The sequence below is a fragment of the Streptomyces aquilus genome (genome assembly GCF_003955715.1).
Lineage (GTDB): Bacteria > Actinomycetota > Actinomycetes > Streptomycetales > Streptomycetaceae > Streptomyces > Streptomyces aquilus.
In genome coordinates this window covers 2,129,323-2,149,583 of record NZ_CP034463.1, presented here as the reverse complement: position 1 = coordinate 2,149,583, position 20,261 = coordinate 2,129,323, and the positions used below count along the sequence as shown (strand labels likewise).

General features: G+C 71.4%; 19 protein-coding genes and 1 pseudogene. 15 read left to right on the top strand and 5 right to left on the bottom strand.

The window, feature by feature from the left end; genetic code table 11:
* Window positions 1-26 precede the first annotated feature (26 nt).
* The 5 genes from EJC51_RS09895 (at window position 27) to EJC51_RS09875 (ending at window position 4,383) form a co-directional block, all read left to right on the top strand.
* The gene (locus EJC51_RS09895; RefSeq protein ID WP_126270736.1) at window positions 27-377 is read left to right on the top strand and encodes a guanyl-specific ribonuclease; all 351 of its coding nucleotides are present in this window, start codon (window positions 27-29) and stop codon (window positions 375-377) included.
* Window positions 374-676 carry a barstar family protein gene (locus EJC51_RS09890; RefSeq protein WP_126270735.1) on the top strand — a complete coding sequence of 101 codons (303 nt, stop codon included), beginning with the start codon at window positions 374-376 and terminating at the stop codon, window positions 674-676. The genes EJC51_RS09895 and EJC51_RS09890 overlap by 4 nt, the downstream gene beginning before the upstream one ends.
* A gap of 130 nt (window positions 677-806) precedes the next feature.
* Window positions 807-2,249 (top strand): GuaB1 family IMP dehydrogenase-related protein, encoded by a 1,443-nt coding sequence (locus EJC51_RS09885; protein WP_208870815.1) that lies wholly within the window; start codon window positions 807-809, stop codon window positions 2,247-2,249.
* Between the two features lie 213 nt (window positions 2,250-2,462).
* A complete protein-coding gene (locus EJC51_RS09880; protein ID WP_126270733.1) occupies window positions 2,463-3,920 on the top strand; it encodes an amino acid permease in 1,458 nt (485 codons plus the stop codon).
* Between the two features lie 10 nt (window positions 3,921-3,930).
* Window positions 3,931-4,383, top strand: a complete 453-nt coding sequence (locus EJC51_RS09875) for an Lrp/AsnC family transcriptional regulator (RefSeq protein WP_059196353.1) — start codon at window positions 3,931-3,933, stop codon at window positions 4,381-4,383.
* An 80-nt stretch (window positions 4,384-4,463) separates the two neighbouring features.
* Here the strand turns inward: EJC51_RS09875 and EJC51_RS09870 are convergent, their stop codons facing one another.
* Complete coding sequence (locus EJC51_RS09870; RefSeq protein ID WP_126270732.1) at window positions 4,464-5,204, bottom strand: GntR family transcriptional regulator; 741 nt, start codon at window positions 5,202-5,204, stop codon at window positions 4,464-4,466.
* Window positions 5,205-5,394: 190 nt separating this feature from the next.
* Here EJC51_RS09870 and EJC51_RS09865 point away from each other — a divergent pair, with 190 nt between their 5' ends.
* From EJC51_RS09865 to EJC51_RS09830, 8 genes and pseudogenes are all read left to right on the top strand, one after another.
* Complete coding sequence (locus EJC51_RS09865) at window positions 5,395-6,540, top strand: ABC transporter substrate-binding protein (protein ID WP_126270731.1); 1,146 nt, start codon at window positions 5,395-5,397, stop codon at window positions 6,538-6,540.
* A complete protein-coding gene (locus EJC51_RS09860) occupies window positions 6,537-7,421 on the top strand; it encodes an ABC transporter permease (protein WP_126270730.1) in 885 nt (294 codons plus the stop codon). Before EJC51_RS09865 ends, EJC51_RS09860 begins: the two co-directional genes overlap by 4 nt.
* Window positions 7,409-8,221 (top strand): ABC transporter permease, encoded by an 813-nt coding sequence (locus EJC51_RS09855; RefSeq protein WP_126270729.1) that lies wholly within the window; start codon window positions 7,409-7,411, stop codon window positions 8,219-8,221. Before EJC51_RS09860 ends, EJC51_RS09855 begins: the two co-directional genes overlap by 13 nt.
* A 3-nt stretch (window positions 8,222-8,224) precedes the next feature.
* A complete protein-coding gene (locus EJC51_RS09850) occupies window positions 8,225-9,307 on the top strand; it encodes an ABC transporter ATP-binding protein (RefSeq protein ID WP_126270728.1) in 1,083 nt (360 codons plus the stop codon).
* A gap of 11 nt (window positions 9,308-9,318) precedes the next feature.
* Window positions 9,319-9,954, top strand: a pseudogene (locus tag EJC51_RS09845) (HAD family hydrolase); the annotation flags it as partial.
* Window positions 9,955-10,108: 154 nt separating this feature from the next.
* Window positions 10,109-11,320, top strand: a complete 1,212-nt coding sequence (locus EJC51_RS09840; RefSeq protein WP_126270727.1) for an MFS transporter — start codon at window positions 10,109-10,111, stop codon at window positions 11,318-11,320.
* Between the two features lie 152 nt (window positions 11,321-11,472).
* A complete protein-coding gene (locus EJC51_RS09835; RefSeq protein WP_126270726.1) occupies window positions 11,473-12,252 on the top strand; it encodes a carbon-nitrogen hydrolase family protein in 780 nt (259 codons plus the stop codon).
* A gap of 44 nt (window positions 12,253-12,296) precedes the next feature.
* Window positions 12,297-13,994 carry a flavin monoamine oxidase family protein gene (locus tag EJC51_RS09830; RefSeq protein WP_126270725.1) on the top strand — a complete coding sequence of 566 codons (1,698 nt, stop codon included), beginning with the start codon at window positions 12,297-12,299 and terminating at the stop codon, window positions 13,992-13,994.
* Between the two features lie 14 nt (window positions 13,995-14,008).
* On the opposite strand, the gene EJC51_RS09825 is transcribed toward EJC51_RS09830, so the two are convergent.
* Both EJC51_RS09825 and EJC51_RS09820 read right to left on the bottom strand, forming a co-directional pair.
* Window positions 14,009-14,938: an LLM class F420-dependent oxidoreductase gene (locus tag EJC51_RS09825; protein WP_126270724.1), complete on the bottom strand. Its 930-nt coding sequence runs from the start codon at window positions 14,936-14,938 to the stop codon at window positions 14,009-14,011.
* 87 nt (window positions 14,939-15,025) lie between these two features.
* The gene (locus tag EJC51_RS09820; RefSeq protein WP_126270723.1) at window positions 15,026-15,712 is read right to left on the bottom strand and encodes a DUF5995 family protein; all 687 of its coding nucleotides are present in this window, start codon (window positions 15,710-15,712) and stop codon (window positions 15,026-15,028) included.
* 171 nt (window positions 15,713-15,883) lie between these two features.
* On the opposite strand from EJC51_RS09820, the gene EJC51_RS09815 reads away from it, so the two are divergent.
* Window positions 15,884-17,008, top strand: coding sequence for a glycoside hydrolase family 6 protein (locus EJC51_RS09815; RefSeq protein ID WP_126276886.1), 1,125 nt, complete (start codon window positions 15,884-15,886; stop codon window positions 17,006-17,008).
* Here EJC51_RS09815 and EJC51_RS09810 read toward each other — a convergent pair.
* Window positions 16,987-18,390, bottom strand: coding sequence for a uracil-xanthine permease family protein (locus EJC51_RS09810; protein WP_126270722.1), 1,404 nt, complete (start codon window positions 18,388-18,390; stop codon window positions 16,987-16,989). The genes EJC51_RS09815 and EJC51_RS09810 overlap by 22 nt on opposite strands.
* Before the next feature lie 145 nt (window positions 18,391-18,535).
* Here EJC51_RS09810 and EJC51_RS09805 point away from each other — a divergent pair, with 145 nt between their 5' ends.
* Window positions 18,536-18,994, top strand: a complete 459-nt coding sequence (locus EJC51_RS09805; RefSeq protein ID WP_126270721.1) for an acyl-CoA thioesterase — start codon at window positions 18,536-18,538, stop codon at window positions 18,992-18,994.
* Here EJC51_RS09805 and EJC51_RS09800 read toward each other — a convergent pair.
* Window positions 18,954-20,165, bottom strand: coding sequence for an MFS transporter (locus tag EJC51_RS09800; protein ID WP_126270720.1), 1,212 nt, complete (start codon window positions 20,163-20,165; stop codon window positions 18,954-18,956). The two genes, EJC51_RS09805 and EJC51_RS09800, sit on opposite strands and share 41 nt — an antisense overlap.
* Between the last annotated feature and the right edge of the window lie 96 nt (window positions 20,166-20,261).

The following is a 20,261-nucleotide window of genomic DNA, read 5'->3' as shown; positions in this document are numbered from 1 at the left end:
AGGGCGGCCGTGGCAGCGTGGAGCGCATGCTGCTGCGGTTCGTCTCCCGGGTGTTGCTGTGTGTGCTGGTGCTGGCCGGATGCTCCTCCGGGACGGGCGACATGGCGACCGTCCAGGAGTCACGGCTCCCGGTGCAGGCTCGTGAGACGCTCCAACTCATCGACGAGGGCGGGCCGTTCCCGTACGCCAAGGACGGTGCCGTCTTCGGGAACTTCGAGAAGCTGCTGCCCGAGCACCCACGCGGCTACTACCACGAGTACACCGTTCCCACGCCGGGCTCACGTGATCGCGGAGCCCGGCGCATCGTCACGGGGGAGGACGGGGAGATCTACTACACCGATGATCACTACGACTCGTTCAGGGTGGTGCTGAGATGACGGAGGTCGTGGTCACGCTGGACCTCGACGGGGTCACGGACAAGGCGGGCCTGATGGAGCGCTGCGCCCTGGATCTGCGGCTGCCGGAGTACTTCGGGCGCAACTGGGACGCGCTGGCCGACGTCCTGTCCGACCCGGGCGTCTGGCCGGCGGAAGCCGTCGAGGCGGGGATCGTGGTCGTCGTACGGCACTGGGAGTCGTACGCCGAGGCGCGGCCGGAGGAGTGGGCGGTCGCGCGCGAGGTGTTCTCGGAGGCTTCCGTGGCCTCCGTGGCGCTCGCCCTTGGAGGAACCTCCTAAGCCCCTCTGACCTGCTTGGACGATCCGTCCGGGCATCGCATTCCGGTTGACATGGGACAATGAAGTACGTGCTCTTCCCCCTGGCTGACCTGTCCGGGGGCCACCTCTGATCGACTGGGATGTGCAGCACGTGCGTTTCCTCAACGACATCCAGCCCCCGTACGACCTGACGTACGACGACGTCTTCATGGTCCCGAGCCGGAGCGCCGTCGGCTCGCGGCAGGGCGTGGACCTCAGCTCCCCGGACGGCACGGGCACCACGATCCCGCTGGTCGTCGCCAACATGACCGCCATCGCCGGGCGCCGTATGGCCGAGACCATGGCCCGGCGCGGTGGCCTCGTGGTCATCCCGCAGGACATCCCGATCGAGGTCGTCACCGACGTCGTCTCCTGGGTCAAGAGCCGCCACCACGTCCTGGACACCCCGATCGTGCTGGCCCCGCACCAGACCGTCGCCGACGCCCTCGCGCTGCTGCCCAAGCGGGCCCACAACGCCGGTGTCGTCGTCGACGAGGAGGGCCGTCCCGTCGGTGTCGTCACCGACCAGGACCTGACCGGCGTGGACCGCTTCACGCAGCTGGAGGTCGTCATGTCGCGCGACCTGCTGCTCCTGGACGCCGACATCGACCCGCGCGAGGCCTTCAACCGGCTCGACGCGGCCAACCGGCGCTACGCCCCGGCCGTCGACACCGAGGGCAAGCTGGCCGGCATCCTCACCCGCAAGGGCGCCCTGCGCGCCACCCTCTACACGCCTGCCGTGGACGCGAACGGCAAGCTGCGCATCGCCGCCGCCGTCGGTATCAACGGCGATGTCGCGGGCAAGGCCAAGCAGCTGCTCGACGCGGGCGTGGACACGCTCGTCATCGACACCGCGCACGGCCACCAGGAGTCGATGATCAGCGCGATCAGGACCGTACGGGCGCTCGACCCGCAGGTGCCGATCGTGGCCGGCAACATCGTGGCCGCCGAGGGCGTGCGGGACCTCATCGAGGCCGGCGCGGACATCATCAAGGTCGGTGTGGGCCCCGGCGCCATGTGCACCACCCGCATGATGACCGGCGTGGGCCGGCCGCAGTTCTCGGCGGTGCTGGAGTGCGCGGCGGAGGCCAAGAAGTACGGCAAGCACGTCTGGGCCGACGGCGGTGTCCGGCACCCGCGTGACGTGGCGATGGCGCTGGCCGCCGGTGCGTCCAACGTGATGATCGGGTCCTGGTTCGCGGGGACGTACGAGTCGCCGGGCGATCTCCAGCAGGACGCCAACGGGCGGCTCTACAAGGAGTCGTTCGGCATGGCCTCCGCGCGTGCGGTGCGCAACCGTACGTCCGAGGAGTCGTCGTACGACCGGGCCCGCAAGGCGCTCTTCGAGGAGGGCATCTCCACCTCCCGCATGTTCCTCGACCCCGCCCGTCCGGGCGTCGAGGACCTGGTCGACTCGATCATCGCGGGCGTCCGCTCCTCCTGCACCTACGCCGGTGCGGGCTCCCTGGAGGAGTTCGCCGAGAAGGCGGTCGTCGGCATCCAGAGCGCGGCCGGCTACGCGGAGGGCAAGCCGCTGCACGCCAGCTGGAGCTAGGCGCTTCGCCGCTGTGCGGGGCCGCGCAACAAACGGGCGCCCGCTTGCGATGAACGCAACGATCTTGCGCGTATGCGCAAAGTTGCTGCATTACGACCGTGATGCCCTGGCTCATAGGGTCATGCGCTGTACGTGGCGTGGCAGGGACCCCGCTCGGTGGTCCTTGCCCGCCGGTCCCCGCCGCGCCGATCGCAGCGACGAAGGAGTCAGCGCGTGCTCGACCAAGGCGCACCCCCGCACCACCGCACCATCCCGTCCCCGGGCCTGGGTGCGCGCCTCATGCGGCGCAAGCCCGTGGAACGCCTGGTCGCCGAGGGCGGCCAGGGCGAGGGCGGCAGTCTGCGCCGCACCCTCGGGCTGTGGCAGCTGACCATGATCAGCATCGGTGCCACCCTCGGCACCGGCATCTTCGTCGTCCTCGGCGAGGCCGTGCCCAAGGCCGGCCCCGCCGTCACCCTGTCCTTCGTCATCGCCGGACTGACGGCCCTCTTCTCGGCCCTGTCCTACGCCGAGCTCGCGGGCACCATCCCGGTCTCGGGCTCGTCGTACTCGTACGCGTACGCAACCCTGGGCGAACTGGTCGCCTGGGTCTGCGGCTGGTGTCTGCTGCTGGAGTACGGCGTCTCGGTCGCCGCCGTCGCGGTCGGCTGGGGCCAGTACCTGAACGAGCTGCTCGACGGGACCATAGGCGTCACCATCCCGGACGCGCTGTCCGCCCCGCCCGGCGACGGCGGCATCTTCAACCTGCCGGCTCTCATCGTCGTCCTCCTCGCCATGGCGTTCCTGCTGGGCGGGGCGCGCGAGTCCGCGCGGGCCAACACCGTCATGGTCGTCGTGAAGATCGGTGCGCTGGTGCTGTTCTGCGCCATCGGCATCCAGGGCTTCCGCTCCGGCAACTACGAGCACTTCATGCCGCTCGGCATGGCGGGCGTCAGCGCGGCCGGGGCGACGCTGTTCTTCTCGTACATCGGCTTCGACGCCGCCTCCACCGCCGGCGAGGAGGCGAAGAACGCCCAGCGCGACCTGCCGCGCGCGATCATGCTGTCGCTGGTCATCGTCACCGCGCTGTACGTCCTCGTCGCGGCCGTGGCCGTCGGCGCGAGGCCCTGGGAGCGGTTCGGGGACTCCGAGGCCGCGCTCGCCCAGATCATGCGGGACGTGACCGGACAGAGCTTCTGGGGGACCCTGCTGGCCGCGTGCGCGGTCATCGCCATCGCCAGCGTCGTCCTGACCGTGCTCTACGGCCAGACCCGCATCCTCTTCGCGATGTCCCGGGACGGGCTGGTGCCGAAGGTGTTCGGGCGCGTCCACCCGAAGACCGGCGCGCCCCGGGCCAACACGGTGATCGTGTCCCTGTTCTGCGGTGTCCTCGCCGCCGCGATCCCGCTGGGGCAGCTCGCCGACGCCACCAGCATCGGCACGCTCTTCGCCTTCGGGCTGGTCAACATCGCCGTGGTGGTGCTGCGCCGGACGCGTCCGGAGATGCCGCGCACCTTCCGGGTGCCGCTGTCGCCGGTGCTGCCCGTGCTGGGGCTCGGGTTCTGTGTGTGGATGATGGGCAGCCTGTCCGCCGTCACCTGGGTGGTCTTCGGAGTCTGGATGGCGGCCGGGCTCGTGTTCTACTTCGTATACGGCCATCGCCGCTCCCGTCTCGCATCATCTGAAGGCTGATCCACCCACCGTGCTCAACGATCTCGACGAACGCATCGTCCACGCCCTCGCCGAGGACGCCCGCCGCTCCTACGCGGACATCGGGCAGATCGTCGGCCTGTCCGCGCCCGCCGTGAAACGACGCGTCGACCGGCTGCGGGCCACCGGCGCGATCACCGGGTTCACGGTGCGGGTCGATCCGTCGGCGCTGGGGTGGGAGACCGAGGGGTTCGTCGAGATCTACTGCCGGCACAACACGTCGCCGGAGACGATCCGGCGGGGTCTTGAGCGGTACCAGGAGGTGGTGGCGGCGTCCACCGTCACCGGGGATGCGGATGCGATCGTGCAGGTGTTCGCATCTGACATGCGGCACTTCGAACGGGTCCTGGAGCGGATCGCCGGGGAGCCGTTCGTGGAGCGGACCAAGTCGGTGTTGGTGTTGTCGCCGTTGCTGAGGCGGTTCTCGTCGGGGGCGCCGGGGTAGAGCTCGGCTGGTTGCGGTGCGTCGCCGGGTGCGGGTGCGTCGTGGCCGTTCGCGCAGTTCCCCGCGCCCCTAAAGGCCCTCTACTCCGCCGTCTTCCGCGCCAGCGCGTTGTTGTCCATCGAGTTGTGGACGCTGAAACTCACCGCGTCCGAGCGGTAGCGGTCGTCCGACCACTCCACCGGGCGGCCCTCGCGGGTCGTCGTCACGCGGCGGACGCGGAGGAGGGGGCTGGTGCGGCGGACGGACAGGAGGTCCGCGTCCTGCGCGCCCGCCGCCACCGCGTCGATGACATGCTCGCCGTATGCGAAGACCAACCCCGTGTCGTCGTACAGGCGTTGGGTGACGGACGGGCAGTCCGGCTCGATGATCTCGACCGCCGGGGAGATCCAGTCGGCGTACACCGTCCGTTCCAGGAGCACCGGTTCGCCGTCCAGGCCGCGGACCCGCAGGACGTGCAACACCGGTGTGCCGGCGCGCAGTTGGAGGCGTACGGCGTCCTCGGCGGTGGCCGGGCGGTACTCCTGCGCGATCACCTGGCCCGTCGCCTCGCGGCCCATCGCCCGTGCCCACTGGGCGAAGCTGCGCAGTTCCGCGAAGCTCTGGCTGCGGCGGCTGGCCAGCACCACGCGGCGGGCGCCCTGGCGGGAGCCGATGAGCCCCTCCGCGGTCAGGGCCGCGACGGCCTGCCGGACCGTGCCTCGGGAGACTCCGTAGTGGGCGGCGAGGTCGGTCTCGGCGGGCAGTCGACTGCCGACCGTGTACTCCTCGCGGTCGATCGCCCGGCGCAGTTCGTCGGCGATCTCTTCGTGTCGCGCCGCCATGCTTCCCCTCTGAGTCGAATGCTGTGCACAGCGTGACCAGCCTAGTCGACATCCGGCGACGGGTGGAGGGGACCTTGATTGGCCCGGAATTCGGGGGTCAGGGTTTCTTCAGTGTTTACGAAGACGACACCAGCGGCAGCCTTACTGGGGCCAACTTGTTCAGACAAGTTCTTAACGCCCTGGAGAAGCCGTGACCTTGTCCCTGCCGAGAACCGCCGCCCTCGGTGCCATAGCCGCGCTCACCCTGAGCGCCTGCGGCGCCGCCCCCGACACCGCGTCCACCACCGCCGACGGCAAGAACGCCGCCACCGCCACCTCCGCCGCCGACTTCGGCGGACTCGACGCCCTCGTCAAGGCGGCCAAGAAGGAGGGCAAGCTCAACGCCATCGCCCTGCCCCGTGACTGGGCCAACTACGGTGCGCTCATCGACGGGTTCGAGAAGAAGTACGGCATCAAGATCGCCGTCGAGAACCCCGACGGCGCCAGCCAGGACGAGATCAACGCCGTGACGTCGCGCAAGGGCCAGGACCGTGCCCCCGACGTCCTCGACCTCGGCAGCTCCTTCGCGATCAGCGCCGCACAGCAGGGGCTCCTCGCGCCCTACAAGGTCGCCTCGTTCGCCGACATCCCGAGCGGGCAGAAGGACGCGCAGGCCCGCTGGTACAACGACTACGGCGGCTACATCTCCATCGGCTGCGACGCCAAGCGCGTCAAGGCCTGCCCCACCACCTTCGCCGACCTGCTCAAGCCGCAGTACAAGGGCCAGGTCGCCCTCAACGGCAACCCCACGAAGTCCGGCTCGGCCTTCGGCGGCGTCTGGGCGGCCGCGCTCGCGAACGGCGGCTCCTTCGACGACATCCAGCCCGGCCTCGACTTCTTCAAGAAGCTGAAGGACAACGGCAATTACACGCCCGTCGAGTCCACCCCGGCCACCGTCGAGAAGGGCGAGACGCCGATCAGCATCGACTGGGACTACCTCAACGCCGGGTACGCCGACGAGTTCAAGTCCAAGGGCGTGGACTGGAAGGTCGCCGTGCCGAGCGACGGCCAGTTCTCCCAGTACTACTCCCAGGCCATCAACAAGGACGCCCCGCACCCGGCGGCCGCCCGCCTGTGGCAGGAGTACCTCTACAGCGCCGAGGGCCAGAACCTGTGGCTCAAGGGCTACGCCCGCCCGGCCCTGATGACCGCCCTGGAGAAGGCCGGCACTCTCGACAAGACCGCCGCGGCCAAGCTCCCGAAGGTCTCCGGCACGCCCTCCTTCCCGACCGAGGCCCAGCAGGACAAGGCCAAGACGGTCCTCGGGCAGGGCTGGGCGAAGGCCGTCTCCGGATGACGGCCACGCTCCCGCGGGTCGACACGGCGCCCGCCGCTGCGGTGAAGCGGCGGCGCCGGTCGCTCGGCTGGGTCGCCGTCGTCCCGCTGCTCGCCTTCACCGCGGTGGCCTTCGGACTGCCCGCCTGGGCGGTCCTCGACGGCGCCTTCACGGACAAGGGCACCGGCGCCTACACCACGGCCAACCTGACCGCCTCGCTGCAGGGCGCCTACCTCACCGCCCTCGTCGGCAGCGTCAAGCTGTCCGCCGTCTCCGCCGCCCTGGCGACGCTCCTCGGACTGCCGCTCGCGCAGGCCGTCGTCACCTCCCGGCACCGCGCGCTGCGCGAAGCCGTCCTCACCGCATCCGGCGTCCTCGCCAACTTCGGCGGCGTCCCGCTCGCCTTCGCCTTCGTCGCCACCCTCGGCAACGCCGGCGTGCTGACCCGGCACCTGGACCTCACCGACAAGGGCTGGGACCTCTACAGCTTCTGGGGACTGGTCGTCGTCTACCTGTACTTCCTGATCCCGCTGATGGTCCTCACCATCACCCCCGCCCTGGAGGGACTGCGCGTCCAGTGGCGCGAGGCCGCGCAGAACAACGGGGCGACCACCGCGCAGTACTGGCTCCATGTCGCCCTGCCCGTGCTGCTGCCCACGCTCCTCGGCGGGTTCGTGCTGCTCTTCGGCAGCGCCTTCGCCGCCTACGCCACCGCCGCCGCGATCGTGGGCAGCTCCGTCCCGCTGATCACCCTCCAGATCGCCGACGCCCTCTCCGGCAACGTGCTCGTCGGCCAGGAGAACGTGGCGCTCGCCCTCAGCCTCGACATGGTCCTCGTCGCGGGCCTCGTCATGGCGGTGTATCTGCCCTTGCAGCGGAGGAGTGCGCGATGGCTCGCCTGAACCTGTGGCGGTGGGGCGTGTTCGGCCTCGCCGGGCTGTACTTCCTGGTGCCGCTGGCCGCCTCGGTCGTCTTCACGGTCGACGTGCCGGGCCAGGGCCTCACCGTCGACGCCTACACGCAGATCGTCTCCACCGGCGGCTTCGGCTCCAGCCTGCTGCTCTCCCTGGAACTGGCCCTCGCCACCATCGCCGTCGTCCTGCTGCTGATGGTGCCCGCCATGGTCGCGCTGCGGCTCGGCGCACCGAGGCTGCGGCCGGTGGTCGAGGTGGTGTGCTCGCTGCCGCTGGTCGTGCCGCCGATCGCGTTCGTCGCCGGCATCGTCACGGTCCTGAAGTGGGGGCCCGAACACCTGTCCCGCACCCCGCTGTTCCAGACCTTCGTGGCGATCCAGAACCCCGACTTCCCGGTCGTGCTCGTCCTGGCGTACGTCGTGATGGCGCTGCCCTTCGTGTACCGGGCGCTGGACGCCGGACTGCGCGCGATCGACGTCCCCACTCTCGTCGAGGCCGCCCGGAGCTGTGGCGCGAGCTGGCCGCAGGCCCTGGTCCAGGCCGTGCTGCCCAACCTGCGCGGCGCCCTGCTCAACGCCTCCTTCCTCACCCTGGCGCTGGTGCTCGGCGAGTTCACCGTGGCCCAGCTGCTGGGCTTCCAGCCGTTCGCGGTGTGGATCGTCAACGTCAGCGGCTCACAGGCCCAGTTGTCCGTCGCCGTGTCCGTGATGAGCCTGCTCGTCACCTGGCTGCTGCTCCTCGTCCTGGCCGGCTTCGGCGGGCGCTCCCGTACCACGTCCCGGGGTTGAACCATGAAAACGAACGAGAACGTCGCCGCCGTGAACACCACGGCGAAGGCCGCCACCGTCGAGTTCCGCGGGCTCAGAAGGGAGTTCGGTCCCACGGTCGCCCTCGACGGCCTCGACCTGACCGTCCGCCCCGGTGAGCTGGTCGCCCTGCTCGGCCCGTCCGGCTGCGGCAAGACCACCGCCCTGCGGATGCTCGCCGGCTTCGAACACCCCGACTCCGGCGAGGTGTTGGTGGACGGCGAGGACGTCACCCGGGTCCCGGCCCACCGGCGGGACGCCGGGATGGTCTTCCAGTCGTACAGCCTCTTCCCGCACCTCGACGCGCTCGACAACGTGGCCTTCGGGCTGCGCATGCGCGGGGTGCGTACCGGTGAACGGCGGGCCCGTGCCGCCGAGTTGCTGGAACTGGTCGGTCTCGCCGACAAGGGCGGGCGTTATCCGCACCAGCTCTCCGGCGGCCAGCAGCAGCGGGTCGCGCTGGCCCGCGCCCTCGCCCTGCGGCCCCGCGTGCTGCTCCTCGACGAGCCGCTGTCCGCGCTCGACGCCAAGGTGCGGCTCACCCTCCGCGAGGAGATCAGGCGGCTCCAGCAGGAACTCGGCATCACCACCCTGTTCGTCACCCACGACCAGGAGGAGGCCCTGTCCATGGCCGACCGGGTCGCCGTCATGCACGCCGGGAAGCTCGAACAGTGCGCGGCACCCGCCGAGTTGTACGGCCGGCCCGCGACGGCCTTCGTGGCCGAGTTCGTCGGGACGATGAGCCGGATTCCGGGCCGGGTCTCCGACGGTGTGGTCGACGTGCTCGGGCAGCGGCTGCCGGTCGACGGCGCGGCGCCGCAGGCCGGTGAGGTGGACGTGCTGGTGCGGCCGGAGGCCGTCCGGGTGAGCGCCGACGCGGACGGCAAGGCCCGCGTGCTCGCCACCTCCTTCCTGGGCGCCGCTGTACGGGTCACCGTGGGGCTCGCCGACGGCAGCGAGGTGAAGGCCGACCTGCCCGCGCACGAGGCCACCGCTCTGACCGCCGGTGCCGCGGTGCACGTGTCGCTGCCCGAGCGGCCGGTGCTGGTCGCGGAACGTACCGCATGAAAGAGACCGAGATGACCCGACTCCCGCTCCAGGCCGTCCTGTTCGACATGGACGGCACGCTCGTCGACACCGAGCGCCTGTGGTGGGAGGCGGTGGAGCGGGTCGCCGGACGGGACCTGACCGAGGCGGACCGGCCGGACGTCCTCGGCCGCCCCGTCGAACACACCGCCGGCTGGCTGTCCGCGGCCACCGGCGCCCCCGCCGCCGACCTCGCCGACACCCTCCACCAGGAGTTCGCCGACCGCGTCCGCACCGGTGTCGTACCCCGCCCCGGCGCGCTCGACCTGCTCGACGCGCTGGCCCGCGAGGGCGTGCCGACGGCCCTGGTGACCGCGTCGCCCCGATCGGTCACCGACACCGTGCTCGACGTGCTGGGCACGGACCGCTTCGCCGTCTCCGTCACCGCCGACGACACCGACCGCACCAAGCCCGACCCGGACCCCTATCTCGCCGCGTGCCAGGCGCTCGGTGTGGACCCCTCGGGCTGCGTCGCGGTCGAGGACACCGCGACCGGTGTCGCCTCCGCCGAGGCGGCCGGCTGCACGGTGCTCGCCGTGCCGTCCCTCGCCCCCATCGAGGCGGCACCCGGCCGCACGGTCGAGGCCAGCCTGGCCGGGGTGACCCCCTCGGCCCTGCGGGCGCTCCTGACGTCGTGAGCCCCGTATTTCGCTGGGCAGCGGGCCCGCGACTGTCTAGCATCGGTGTCATGACCTGGCGACATTGATCCACCAGCCGTGCCTCCCGAGGGCCGCCTCGGACGCCGTACCGACGACGTCCGAACCGCCCTTCCGGGAAGGCCTCATGACACTCTCACCCGCACGTGTGCCCGCGACCGGTGTCCGTCGGCTGACGCGCACGCTGTACGGCTACGCGTTCCTCGACGACTTCGTGCTGCTCTACCCCGTGTACGCGCTGCTGTTCGCGGACACGGGGATGTCGCTCTGGCAGATCTCCTCGCTCTTCGCCCTCTGGTCGATCACGGCGGTCGTCCTGGAGGTGCCCTCCGGTGCCCTGGCCGACGCCGTCTCCCGACGGCTGCTGCTGTGGGTCGGTCCGCTGTTCAACGCCGTCGGCTTCGCCCTGTGGGTGATCGTCCCGGCGTACTGGTCCTTCGCGCTCGGCTTCGTCCTGTGGGGCATCGGCGGAGCGCTCTGCTCCGGTTCGCTGGAGGCGCTGGCCTACGACGAACTGGAGCGGCTCGGGGCCGCCGGCCGGTACGCGCGCGTGATGGGGCGGGTCCGGGCGGCGCGGCTGGCCGCCACCATGGCGTCGATCGGGCTGGCCGGGCCGGTGTTCGCGCTGGGCGGCTACCCGATGGTGGGCGCGGCGAGTGTCCTCGCCTGCCTCCTGGCCGCCGTGGCGGCCACCCGGCTCCCCGAGCACCGCGCGGGACGGGAGTCCGGCGGTGACGGCTGGTGGGCGACCCTGCGGGCCGGGCTCGGCGAGGCGCGTGGGAACCGTTCCGTCCGGGGTGCCCTGCTGCTGATCCCGGCCGTCGCCGCGGTGTGGGGCGCGCTCGACGAGTACACGCCCCTGCTGGCCCGGGACACCGGCGTCGCCGAGGCGACCGTCCCCTATCTGATCCTGCTCGTCTGGACGCTCGTCACCGCCGCGAGCCTGCTGGCCGGGCCCGCCGAACGCCTCGGCAGCACCGGCATGGCCTGGCTGCTGGCCGGCTCCGCGCTGGCGATGGCCGTCGGCGCCGCTGTCCGCACCCCGGCCGGCATCGCGCTCGTGGGCCTCGCCTTCGGTGGTTTCCAGCTGGCCGAGGTCCTCGCCGACGTACGCCTCCAGCACCGCATCGACGACGCCCGCCGGGCCACCCTCACCTCGGTGGCGAGCCTGGGCACCGAACTCCTGACGGTCGTCACGTTCGCGGCGTACGCCCTGCTCGGCGCGCGGGCCGCGCACAGCACCGTCTTCGTGATCCTCTCGGTGCCCTACCTGGTCACCGCCCTGGTCCTCGGCGGCCGACGCAACGAATCGCCGCCGAAGCCGCTTCGCGCGCAATGAACCGCTCGGCGGCGCGCAACGGCTCCTTCTTGTCGGGCCTGGTCAGGCGCCCGTACCGTCTAGAGGGCCGTCTGGATGCCCCCCGCTGCCCCCTCAAAGGGCCTCCTGGACGGCCCCCGCAACCACCCCTTCCGCCCCGGTGAGGATCACGCATGCGCACCGCCCTGCTCCAGAGCTCCGGCCGCCCCGGCTCGGTCGACGGGAACCTCAAGGTCCTCGACGAGGCCGCGGGCCGCGCCGCCGCCGCGGGCGCCGGGCTGCTGACCGCGCCGGAGATGTTCCTCACCGGGTACGCCATCGGCGACGACATCGCCCGCCTCGCCGAGCCGGCCGACGGGGAGGCCGCGGACGCGGTCGCGGAGATCGCCGCGCGGCACGGGGTCGCCATCGCGTACGGATACCCCGAGCGCGCCGACGCCGCGGTGTACAACTCCGCCCAGCTCATCTCCGCCGACGGCACCCGCCTCGCCAACTACCGCAAGACCCACCTCTTCGGCTGCTTCGAGCGCGACCACTTCACGCCGGGCGAGCGGCACGTCGTGCAGGCCGAGCTGAACGGTCTGACCGTCGGGCTGCTGATCTGCTACGACGTCGAGTTCCCGGAGAACGTCCGGGCGCACGCGCTGGCCGGCACGGACCTCCTCCTCGTCCCGACCGCCCAGATGCACCCGTTCCAGTTCGTCGCCGAGTCGATGATCCCGGTGCGGGCCTTCGAGAACCAGATGTACGTCGCGTACGTCAACCGGGTCGGCCAGGAAGGGGAGTTCGAGTTCATCGGGCTCTCCGTCCTCGCCGGCCCCGACGGGGTCGCCCGCACCCGCGCCGGACGCGAGGAGCAACTGGTGTTCGCGGACGCCGACCCGGCCTTCCTCGCCGCCTCCCGCGAGGCCAACCCGTATCTGCGGGACCGGCGTCCCGAGCTCTACGTCTGAACACCCCCGCAGTCTTCGCAGCATTCGCAAGGAGTCCGTACCCCATGACGTCCACGGTGCCCACCGCCGTCCAGCACGCCGACGAGCAGCAGCCGCCGATCACCATGTTCGGCCCGGACTTCCCGTACGCGTACGACGACTTCCTCGCCCACCCGGCGGGCCTCGGCCAGATACCGGCGACCGAGCACGGCACCGAGGTCGCGGTCATCGGCGGCGGTCTGTCCGGCATCGTGGCCGCCTACGAGCTGATGAAGATGGGCCTGAAGCCGGTCGTCTACGAGGCCGACCAGATCGGCGGACGGCTGCGGACCGTCGGCTTCGAGGGCTGCGACAGCTCCCTGACGGCCGAGATGGGCGCGATGCGCTTCCCGCCCTCCTCCACCGCCCTCCAGCACTACATCGACCTGGTGGGACTGGAGACCCGGCCGTTCCCCAACCCCCTCGCCGAGGCGACCCCTTCGACCGTCGTCGACCTCAAGGGCGAGTCGCACTACGCCGAGACCATCGACGACCTGCCGCAGGTCTACCGGGATGTCGCCGCCGCCTGGAACAAGTGCCTCGAAGAGGGCGCCGACTTCTCCGACATGAACCAGGCCATGCGCGAGCGGGACGTGCCGCGCATCCGGGAGATCTGGGCGAAGCTCGTCGAGAAGCTCGACAACCAGACCTTCTACGGCTTCCTCTGCGACTCCGAGGCCTTCAGGTCCTTCCGGCACCGCGAGATCTTCGGCCAGGTCGGCTTCGGCACCGGCGGCTGGGACACCGACTTCCCCAACTCCATCCTGGAGATCCTCCGCGTCGTCTACACCGAGGCCGACGACCACCACCGCGGCATCGTCGGCGGCTCCCAGCAGCTGCCGCTGCGGCTGTGGGAACGTACGCCGGAGAAGATCGTCCACTGGCCCCACGGCACCTCGCTGGCGCAGCTGCACGCGGGCGGAGAGCCCCGCCCCGCGGTGACCCGGCTGCACCGCACGGCGAACAACCGGATCACCGTGACGGACGCGAACGGCGACATCCGCACCTACCAGGCGGCCGTCTTCACCGCCCAGTCCTGGATGCTGCTGTCGAAGATCGCCTGCGACGACTCGCTCTTCCCGATCGACCACTGGACCGCGATCGAGCGCACCCACTACATGGAGAGTTCCAAGCTCTTCGTCCCGGTGGACCGGCCCTTCTGGCTCGACAAGGACGAGGAGACGGGACGCGACGTCATGTCGATGACGCTCACCGACCGTATGACGCGCGGCACTTACCTGCTCGACGACGGCCCCGACAAGCCCGCCGTCATCTGCCTCTCCTACACCTGGTGCGACGACAGCCTGAAGTGGCTGCCGCTGTCCGCGAACGAGCGGATGGAGGTCATGCTGAAGTCGCTCGGCGAGATCTACCCGAAGGTCGACATCAGGAAGCACATCATCGGCAACCCGGTGACCGTCTCCTGGGAGAACGAGCCCTACTTCATGGGCGCGTTCAAGGCCAACCTGCCCGGCCACTACCGCTACCAGCGGCGCCTGTTCACCCACTTCATGCAGGACCGGCTGCCCGCGGACAAGCGCGGCATCTTCCTCGCCGGCGACGACATCTCCTGGACGGCCGGCTGGGCCGAGGGCGCGATCCAGACCGCGCTGAACGCGGTCTGGGGCGTCATGCACCACTTCGGCGGCACCACGGACGCGACCAACCCGGGACCGGGTGACGTGTACGACGAGATCGCGCCGGTGGAACTGCCCGAGGACTGAGCCTCGGCGGGAAGCTAGACGCCGGCCGCCCGCGCCTTCTCGTACACCTCCGCGGCGACCTCCTTGAACTCCTGCGCGTCCCGCACGGAGCTCTGGAGCTCGATGAGGATCTCGTCCAGGCCGACCTCGGCATGCGCGACCAGGTCCTCGACGATCTGGTCGACGCTGCCCTGGAAGGGGGCGCGGTCGGCACCGGAGTGACCGGCGGCCGAGTACCGCGTGTTGACGCGTACGACCGTCTGGATCGGTTCCGTGCGCCCGCGCTCGGCGGCCAGCTCCTGGAGTCCCTGCCACTGCGCGGCCAGCGCCTCGGCGCCCGTCCCGACCGGCATCCAGCCGTCGGCGTGGTCGACGAGGCGCCGCTGCGCCTTCTTCGACATGGCCGGCAGCAGGATCGGGATCGGCCGGGCGGGCTTGGGACCCACCACGGCGGACGCGATCTTCGTGAGCCGTCCGTCGTACGCCACCGGGTCCGGGCCCCAGACCGCGCGGCACACCTCGATCAGCTCGTCCAGGACCTGCCCGCGCTCCTCGAAGGGGCGCACGGACGCGGCCGCGTACTCGTCGAGGGACCAGCCGGTGCCGAGGCCGGCGACGACCCGGCCGCCGCTCGCCGCGTCCAGCGAGGCGAGGGACTTGGCGAGCTGGAACGGCACGTGCAGCGGGGCGACCAGCACACTGGTGCCGAGCCGGGCCCGCTCCGTCACGGCGGCGGCCAGGGTGAGCGTGACCAGCGGGTCGGCGACCCCGCGATACGCGTCGGGCCAGGGCAGGCCCTCTATCCCGTACAGGCCCTGGGTGGCGGGCTCGGGGAACAGGGCGCGCTCGTACACCCACAGGCTGTCGTAGCCGGTCGCCTCGGCGGCGCGGGCCACGTCGGGCACATCGCGGCCGAGGTCGTACTGCTTGTTCTGGGGGAGTCCGAGTCCGAGCCGTGTCGCCATTCCTGCTCCTTTGCACGGGATGCCTGTCTGTCGAACGTACAACGTTCACCCAGTAGTTCGGGTGCCCCGGGCGCGGGAGTGGCCGGATCAGTCCGGTAGTGGCGTGAGCAGCATGCGTCCCGCGAATCCGACCGCCGTGTCCAGGCGTTCCGTGAACTCGGCCGCCACGTCAGGGAGTCCGCGCAGCGCCCACAGCGCGCGGGCCGCCGTCCAGGTGGCGTCCCGGGCCCGCTCCAGGCTCCATGCGCCGAGGAGATGGGTGAGCGGGTCGGCGATCTGGAGCAGGTCGGGACCCGGCATCAGATCTTCGCGGATGCGCTCCTCCAGCGAGACGAGGAGATCGCCCACGCGGTCGAACTCGTCCTCCACGTCGACGGGTTCGCAGTCGAGCGTACGACAGGTGTCCACGACGGCGAGCGCCAGATCGTGCCCGATGTGCGCGTTGATGCCCGCGAGCGCGAATTGCAACGGGCGTACGCCGGGATGGCGGCGGAACTGGAACAACGGCCGCCAGCAAGCGGGCGGACGCCGGTCGTGGGCCACCGCGTCGACCGCCCGCAGATACCGCTCGGCGAACCGCACGTCCAGCGTGATCGCGGCCCGCGCGTCCGTGAACCGGCCGCTGTCGATGCCCCGGTCGACGGCCTCGGTGACGGCGAGGTAGACGCGGTTGAACACCGCGATCCCGTCCCGTTCCGGAAGGGCCTCGTCCAGGGCTCGCATCCGGTCGACGACGGTGTCGACGGGAGCGGTGAAGTGCTCCAACTGCGCCATGCACGCAGGGTCCCAGGCCTAGGCTGGCCCGAGTGGCGGCGGGCCCGACGCTTCCCCAGAACGGGGGAACGCGCCCGGCGTGGGGGAGGGGATCAGCGGGTGTCGGGCTCACGTGCGCGGCGCCTGGCCGAGCGCCGGGCGGAGCGGCGGCGTGCCGCGCGGCGCAACGGCATGGTCGCGGCGGCCTCCGTCGTGGTCGCCGTCGGCACCGCGACCGGGATGGTGTCCGCGCTGGACGACGGGCACGGCTCGAACGAGGCCCGTCCCGAGGTGACGGAGTCACCGACCCTGGACATCCGGCCGCCCGCCCCGTCGCCGTCCCTGTCCCCGTCGGTGACCACCAGGCCGGCGTCCCCGTCGGCCGCCCCGAAGAAGCAGGCGAGCCCCACGCCGACGAAGACCGAGAAGAAGCAGCCGCCGGTGCACACCGCCGCACGCCTCTACCGCCACCCCGACTCCCAGGTGCTCGACTGGCTCCGCGCCAACGCCGGCGACCCCCGGCACGACGTCATCGCGTCCCGGATCGCCGACCAGCCGGCGGCCGTCTGGTTCGCCGCGTACGCGCCCGACACCATCACCGCACAGGTCAGGGCCGTCACCACGGCCGCCGCGGCCCAGGATCGGGTGCCGGTCGTCGTGGCGTACACCATCCCGGACCGGGACTGCGGTGGTGCCTCCCAGGGCGGGGCGCCCGACCTCGACGCGTACGACGCCTGGATCGACCGGTTCGCCGCCGGGCTGGGCTCCGACGAGGTCGTCGTGATCCTGGAGCCCGACTCGATCGCCCAGTCCGAGTGCCTCTCCGGCGGCGGGCGCGCCGACCGCTTCGCCTCGTTGGCCCGCGCGGGCCGCGTCATCAAGGCCGCGAACCCCAGGGCGCGCGTCTATTACGACGCCGGCCACTCCGGCTGGCACCCGGCGGCCAAACAGGCGGACCTGCTGCGGCAGGCGGGCGCCGGCTCGGCCGCGTCCTCCGACGGGATCTTCAGCAACGTCTCCAACTTCCACCGCACCGCCGACGAGATCGCCTACGACCGCCGGGTCCTCACGGCCCTCGGCGGCCCGGCGGACCTCGGCGCCGTCATCGACACCAGCCGCAACGGCAACGGCGCCCCGGCCGACGGCGAGTGGTGCGACCCCGACGGCCGCAAGCTGGGCCGGACGCCGACCCTGAACACCGGCGAGGCGCGCATCGACGGCTATCTGTGGGTGAAGCTGCCGGGGGAGTCGGACGGCTGCAAGGGGGCGCCGGGGACGTTCACCCCGTCGTACGCCTACGACTTGGCCTCGCCGTAAGAGTCCTTCTGCGACCCCTCATAGGACGACGTTCCCTCGTCCAACAGCGGCTTCTGCTCCTTGAGATGGGCCGGCGCGAAGGCCCGCAGCGCGTGGTAGCCGGTGATGACGACCAGGGTGCCGAGCGCGATGCCGCTCAGCGAGAAGGTGTCCGTGAACTTCATCGTCACGTTGCCGACGCCGATGATGATGCCCGCCGCGGCCGGCACCAGGTTCAGCGGATTGCGCAGGTCCACCCCGGAGTTGATCCAGATCTGCGCGCCGAGCAGGCCGATCATGCCGTAGAGGATGACGGTGATGCCGCCGAGGACCCCGCCCGGGATCGCGGCGACGACCGCGCCGAACTTGGGGCACAGACCGAAGAGCAGCGCGAAGCCGGCGGCGGCCCAGTAGGCGGCCGTCGAGTAGACGCGGGTCGCTGCCATCACGCCGATGTTCTCGGAGTACGTGGTGTTGGGCGGGCCGCCCAGCGCGGTGGACAGCATCGAGCCGACGCCGTCCGCCGAGATCGCGGTACCGAGCTTGTCGTCCAGCGGGTCGCCGGTCATCTCACCGACCGCCTTGACGTGTCCGGCGTTCTCCGCGACCAGCGCGATGACGACCGGGAGGGCGACGAGGATCGCCGACCACTCGAAGGACGGGCCGTGGAAGTCCGGGAGCCCGATCCAGTCGGCCCGGCCCACGGCGGAGAGGTCCAGCCGCCAGTGGTCGGTGAGCTTGCCGCTCGCGTCGACGGAGTGGATGCGGCCGAAGATCCGGTCGAAGGCCCAGGAGATGCCGTACCCGAAGAGCAGCCCCAGGAAGATCGCGATCCGGGACCAGAAACCGCGCAGGCAGACGACCGCCAGACCGGTGAACAGCATGACCAGCAGGGCCGTCCACTGGTCCTGCGGCCAATAGGTGCTCGCGGTGACCGGGGCCAGGTTGAAGCCGATCAGCATGACCACCGCGCCGGTGACGATCGGCGGCATCGCGGCATGGATGATCCGCGCCCCGAACCGCTGCACGGCGACCCCGACGAGGAACAGTGCGACGCCCACCACGAACACCGCGCCGGTCACCGTGGCGCTCGTCCCGCCCTGGGCGCGGATCACGGCCGCGACGCCCACGAAGGACAGCGAGCAGCCGAGGTAGCTGGGCACCCGGCCGCGCGTGGCGAGCAGGAAGATCACGGTCGCGACGCCGGACATCATGATCGCCAGGTTGGGGTCCAGGCCCATGAGGACGGGTGCCACGAAGGACGCCCCGAACATCGCCACCACGTGCTGGGCGCCGAGCCCGACCGTGCGGGGCCAGGAGAGCCGTTCGTCGGGGCGTACCACCGCTCCGGGCGCGGGCGTCCGCCCGTCTCCGTGCAGCTTCCAGCCGACGCCAAGATCCATGGTGCGGTTTCGCCTTCCTCGTACCTGCGGATGTCCGGACCATTGTCAGGGAGATCCGCCCAGGTCACCGCCCCGGGGACGGCCAGAGGGTGAGCGACCGCTTAGCATGGGGGAGCCCCTGTCGTCCGTCCCTGGAGCACCACCCGTGACCGCCGAAGCCCCGACCGCCCCCGCTGTGTCCCACGGCCGGCTGATCCCCGTCACCGTCCACTTCGACGACCTGGACGCGCTCGGCCTCCTGCACAACGCCCGCTACCCGCTCAAGGTCGAGCAGGCCTGGACCGAGCTGTGGCAGGAGTACGGCATCCACTTCGAGGGCGACTGGGCGGCGGCCGGCGACGCCTGCAACGCCGTCAAGGAACTGCGCATCTCGTACGAGGCGCCGGTGACGCGGACCGGCGTCTACGCCGTCCACCTCTGGCTGGAAAGGCTCGGCACGACCGGGCTGACGTACGGCTTCCGCTTCTGCTCGCGGGACGGCGCGGTGACCTACGCGCGGGGCGCCCGGGTCCTCGTACGGCTGGACTCCGAGACGCTGCGCCCGGCGCCGTGGAGCGAGCGGTTCAGGGCCGTGGGCCGGGAACTGCTGCGGCCGGAGGACTGATCTTCGGGCGGTCGCGGTCGCCGCCCCGCAGCACGCCCGCGAAGGCCACGAGCCCGCTCGCCAGGACCGTCACCAGGATGAACGACACCAGCAGACTGGTCGCCTGGGCGATGGTGCCGATCGCGCTCGGCGCGACCAGCCCCGAGGTGTAGGTGATCGTCGCGACACCGGCGATGGCCAGGCTCGGGTTCGAGCCGCTGCGGCCGGCGGCGGCGAAGCACAGCGGCACGACCACCGCGATCCCCAGCCCCATCAGGGCGAACCCGGTCATCGCCATGGCCGGGTTGCGGGCGGTGACGATCAGCAGTCCGCCGAGTGCGGCGAGCAGGCCGCCCGCCCGGACCGTGCGCACCGACCCGTACCGGTCGACGATCCGGTCGCCGGCGAGCCGCGCGACGGCCATCGTCAGCGTGAAGCCGGTGGTGCACGCCGCCGCCAGCCCCGCCGAGGTCTCCAGCTGGTCCCGCAGATAGACCGCGGACCAGTCCAGGCTCGCGCCCTCCGCGAACACCGCGCAGAAGCCCACAGCACCGATGAGCAGCGCCGACTTCGGCGGCAGGGCGAAGCGCGGCGGCGGCTCCTCGTCCTCGGCGGGCTGGAGGTCCGGCACCCAGCGGCAGGCCAGCAGGCCGAGGCAGGTGAGGACGGCCGCCGCGAGCGCGTGGTGCAGCCGCGCGTCCGAACCCAGGTGGGCGGCGAGGGTGCCGGCCGCCGAGCCGATCAGCGTGCCCACGCTCCACATGCCGTGCAGGCTGGACATGATCGACCGGCCCAGCCGGTTCTCGATCTCGACGCCGAGCGCGTTCATGGCCACGTCCGCCATGCCGGCCGTGGCGCCGTAGACGAACAGCGCCAGACACAGGGCGACCAGGTTCGGGGAGACGGACGGCAGGACCAGGGACAGCGTCCACAGGGAGATGAGACCGCGCAGCGCGTTGCGGGCGCCGAAGCGATGGCTGATGCTCCCCGCCAGCGGCATCGCCACGGACGCGCCGAGCGCGGGGAAGGCGAGGGCGAGGCCCAACTGCCCGGCGCTCACCGAGGCATGGTCCTGGATCCACGGCACGCGGGTCGCGAACGAGCCGGTGACGGCACCGTGTACGGCGAAGACGGCGGCCACGGCGTAGCGGGCGCGCTTCACCTGCCGCTGGTCGTACAGCACGTCACTCATACTCTCCCGCCCCTTTGCGGCCTGTGGACCCCGCCGACGTCGTAAACTATCAGGGACCCTGCCTGATAGATAGAGCGTCATCAGCCGCCGATCTGG

Coding starts and splice junctions, on each gene's coding strand:
- EJC51_RS09870 (WP_126270732.1), bottom strand. CDS start 5,204: ATGGCGGCGCGACACGAAGAGATCGCCGACGAACTGCGCCGGGCGATC.
- EJC51_RS09860 (WP_126270730.1), top strand. CDS start 6,537: ATGACGGCCACGCTCCCGCGGGTCGACACGGCGCCCGCCGCTGCGGTG.
- EJC51_RS09850 (WP_126270728.1), top strand. CDS start 8,225: ATGAAAACGAACGAGAACGTCGCCGCCGTGAACACCACGGCGAAGGCC.
- EJC51_RS09825 (WP_126270724.1), bottom strand. CDS start 14,938: ATGGCGACACGGCTCGGACTCGGACTCCCCCAGAACAAGCAGTACGAC.
- EJC51_RS09840 (WP_126270727.1), top strand. CDS start 10,109: ATGACACTCTCACCCGCACGTGTGCCCGCGACCGGTGTCCGTCGGCTG.
- EJC51_RS09830 (WP_126270725.1), top strand. CDS start 12,297: ATGACGTCCACGGTGCCCACCGCCGTCCAGCACGCCGACGAGCAGCAG.
- EJC51_RS09855 (WP_126270729.1), top strand. CDS start 7,409: ATGGCTCGCCTGAACCTGTGGCGGTGGGGCGTGTTCGGCCTCGCCGGG.
- EJC51_RS09810 (WP_126270722.1), bottom strand. CDS start 18,390: ATGGATCTTGGCGTCGGCTGGAAGCTGCACGGAGACGGGCGGACGCCC.
- EJC51_RS09800 (WP_126270720.1), bottom strand. CDS start 20,165: ATGAGTGACGTGCTGTACGACCAGCGGCAGGTGAAGCGCGCCCGCTAC.
- EJC51_RS09815 (WP_126276886.1), top strand. CDS start 15,884: ATGGTCGCGGCGGCCTCCGTCGTGGTCGCCGTCGGCACCGCGACCGGG.
- EJC51_RS09890 (WP_126270735.1), top strand. CDS start 374: ATGACGGAGGTCGTGGTCACGCTGGACCTCGACGGGGTCACGGACAAG.
- EJC51_RS09835 (WP_126270726.1), top strand. CDS start 11,473: ATGCGCACCGCCCTGCTCCAGAGCTCCGGCCGCCCCGGCTCGGTCGAC.
- EJC51_RS09895 (WP_126270736.1), top strand. CDS start 27: ATGCTGCTGCGGTTCGTCTCCCGGGTGTTGCTGTGTGTGCTGGTGCTG.
- EJC51_RS09820 (WP_126270723.1), bottom strand. CDS start 15,712: ATGGCGCAGTTGGAGCACTTCACCGCTCCCGTCGACACCGTCGTCGAC.